Source organism: Marinobacter sp. UBA2498, from assembly GCF_002341575.1.
GTDB classification, from domain to species: domain Bacteria; phylum Pseudomonadota; class Gammaproteobacteria; order Pseudomonadales; family Oleiphilaceae; genus Marinobacter; species Marinobacter manganoxydans.
In genome coordinates, this window is the sequence record NZ_DDOI01000143.1 from 456 (window position 1) to 3,505 (window position 3,050).

The 3,050-nt window shown below is 58.5% G+C and carries 3 protein-coding genes; all 3 read left to right on the top strand.

Annotation, left to right across the window (positions count from 1 at the left end; genetic code table 11):
* A partial coding sequence (locus B2W52_RS19620) for a peroxidase family protein (RefSeq protein WP_349677089.1) occupies positions 1-941 on the top strand: 941 nt, incomplete at its 5' end.
* 137 nt (positions 942-1,078) lie between these two features.
* Positions 1,079-2,050: a tRNA dihydrouridine synthase gene (locus B2W52_RS19625; RefSeq protein ID WP_008171999.1), complete on the top strand. Its 972-nt coding sequence runs from the start codon at positions 1,079-1,081 to the stop codon at positions 2,048-2,050.
* A 126-nt stretch (positions 2,051-2,176) separates the two neighbouring features.
* Positions 2,177-3,050: MBL fold metallo-hydrolase (locus B2W52_RS19630; protein WP_286803948.1), on the top strand; the 874-nt coding region annotated here is incomplete at its 3' end.

A 3,050-nucleotide genomic window follows, 5' to 3' on the forward strand; every position in this document is an offset into this window, starting at 1 on the left:
AGCTGACCCACCGCGACATGGGGCCCAAGTCCCGCTATATCGGACCGGGTGTGCCTGATGAAGATCTGATCTGGCAGGATCCTGTTCCCCAGGGCGAGACCAATTACATTGAGGAAGTGGTCAAGCAGAAGATTGCCGGGGCCGGATTGAGCCTGAACGAGCTGATCTGCACCGCGTGGGACAGTGCCCGTACTTTCCGCGGCTCAGACATGCGTGGTGGTGCAAACGGTGCGCGGATTCGCCTGGCGCCCCAGAAGGACTGGGAGGGTAACGAGCCCGATCGTCTGGATAAGGTGCTGAAGGTTTACGAGCAGATTTCGGCTGACACTGGCGCCAGCGTTGCTGACGTTATCGTGCTTGGCGGTAACCTTGGCATCGAGATGGCAGCCAAAGCAGCCGGCCACGAGGTTCACGTACCCTTCTTGAAGGGACGTGGTGACGCTACCGACGAGATGACGGATGCCGAATCCTTCGATCCGATGGAGCCGCTGGCGGATGGCTTCCGCAACTGGCAGAAGAAGGACTACGTGGTCAAGCCGGAAGAAATGCTTCTGGATCGTGCCCAACTGATGGGACTGACAGCGCCTGAAATGACCGTCCTGCTGGGTGGCATGCGGGTGCTCGGTACCAACTACGGCGGCACCAAGCACGGCGTATTCACCGATCGCGTTGGCCAGTTGACCAATGATTTCTTCGTCAATCTGACTGATATGTCGAATCGTTGGGAGCCGACTGGCAAGAACTCGTACAACATCGTGGATCGCAACAGTGGCAATACCAAGTTCACTGCGACCCGTGTTGATCTCGTGTTCGGTTCCAACTCGATCCTGCGTGCCTACGCAGAAGTGTATGCCCAGGACGACAACGAAGAGAAGTTCGTGAAAGACTTCGTTGCAGCCTGGACCAAGGTCATGAACGCCGACCGGTTCGACGTCGAATAAGACCTGTAAGCTAGCGATTGGACACCCCGGTTTCGGGGTGTCCGTCTATCAACTTCCCGCCAAATTCCTTACAATCCGCTCCGTCTGATTTTTGATCAGTCTCACCCCGAACAGACCCTGTAATTGCTGGAGCACTCATGCGCATCATTCTCGCCCCAATGGAAGGGCTGGTTGACGCACCCATCCGTGAAACCCTTACCGGGGTAGGCGGCATCGACCGTTGCGTAACGGAATTCGTTCGTGTCACCCATGGCATGCTGCCACCGAGAGTGTTCTACAAATACGCCCCCGAATTGTACAACCGGTCGCTCACTCAAGTGGGCACCCCCGTTGCCGTTCAGCTGCTGGGTTCAGACCCTCACCAGATGGCGCGCCACGGCGTGCGTGCGGCTGAACTCGGCGCCACCCAGGTGGATATCAACTTTGGTTGCCCGGCCAAAACGGTCAACAAGCACAAGGGTGGCTGTGTGTTGATGCGCGAGCCGGAGCTTATGCATGAGATCGTGGCTGCTGTGCGTCAGGCTGTGCCAGCGCATGTGCCGGTCACAGCCAAAATGCGGCTGGGGTATGACGACCGATCCATGGGTGTGGCTTGTGCCCAGGCATTGGAAGCGGCAGGCGCGGCAGAGATTGTCATTCATGCCCGCAGCAAAGTAGACGGGTATAAGCCGCCGGCCTATTGGGAGGAAATCGCCCGGGCCCGGGAAGCTGTCAAAACCCACATAATTGCCAATGGCGAAATCTGGAGTGTCGCGGACTACTGGCGTTGCCGTGAGGTGTCCGGCTGCGATGACGTGATGATTGGCCGTGGCCTGATCGCCCGGCCAGACCTCGCCCGGCAGATCAAGGCCAGCCAGCAGGGCAAAACGGTGCCGGATATGACCTGGCCGGAAGCTGTCGCCCTGGTTCGTGAGTACGCTACGGTTCTTCAGGGCTGGCTTGAGGACCGCTATGTGACCGGTCGTATCAAACAATGGCTTAACTTTCTCCGCCAGGGTTTCGCCGAGGCAGAGGCGCTCTGGCCCGAGGCCCGGAAAATCCGTCAGGTGGCGCCCATGATGGCATGCCTGGAACAGCGGGTTATCCTGACGGACTCCCGCGCTGCCTGATCCTCATTCAAGCGCACTGACTCAATCCCCACGCGTTGACCTTCCCGCCGCCTAAACTGGTATCAACGGGATTGTCGTTCGTATCAATACCGGTACCAATAAAAAACGAGTGGGAGGACGAACAACATGTTCAGAGCAGGTTTGCGCAACACGATGGCCTTTGCCGGAGTGTCAGTCGGTATGCTAGTGGGCGCCGCTATGCCGGCTGCCGCCGACGACCACGTGGTGAAAGTCACACCCCTGGGAAGCCACGATGGTGAGTTCTGTGGCCGGGACCGGGCGCTGGTCTTTGAAGATCCCAATGGCACCCGAATTCTCTATGACGCCGGCAGAACGGTCGCCGGTCCGGATGATCCCCGACTGGGCAAAATTGATGTTGTTCTGGTTTCCCACATGCATGGGGACCATGTGGGTGATCAGCGCATCAGCAAGACCAATCAGGGCACGTGCGGATCTCCAGACACCGGCGTTTCAACATTGCCACAATCCAACACTGTTGATATTGCGGTAAAACACGGTTCAAAAATTGTTACGGGTAGCGAAATGCCCGCCTTCTTTGCCGCCAAGCTGAAAGATGCCGGCGGTGATCCTGCAAACTCGCTGTTGGTTCGGTTCGGTGGCGAGCGTGAGGTTGGCGGAGTGGCAATTACGACCGTGCCGGCTGTGCACAGCAATGGCGTATCGCCTTCGTTCCTCACCGGGCCACTGGCAGAGTATCTGGCTGCCGCGGGTGTTGGCGCCAGTGTCGGACCACCCACGGGCTACGTGCTCAGGTTCTCCAACGGCCTGGTGGTCTACCTGTCCGGTGACACTGGCATTACTGCCGAGCAAAAGCTGGTCGTGAAGGATCACTACGGTGCGGGACTTGTGGTGATGAACATCGGTGATACGTTCACCACCGGACCGAAACAGGCCGCCTACGTAATCAATGACCTCGTGCAACCGAAGGCGGTTATCGCCTCCCACGCCAACGAACCTGCGACCTCCGGTGGCATGGTGC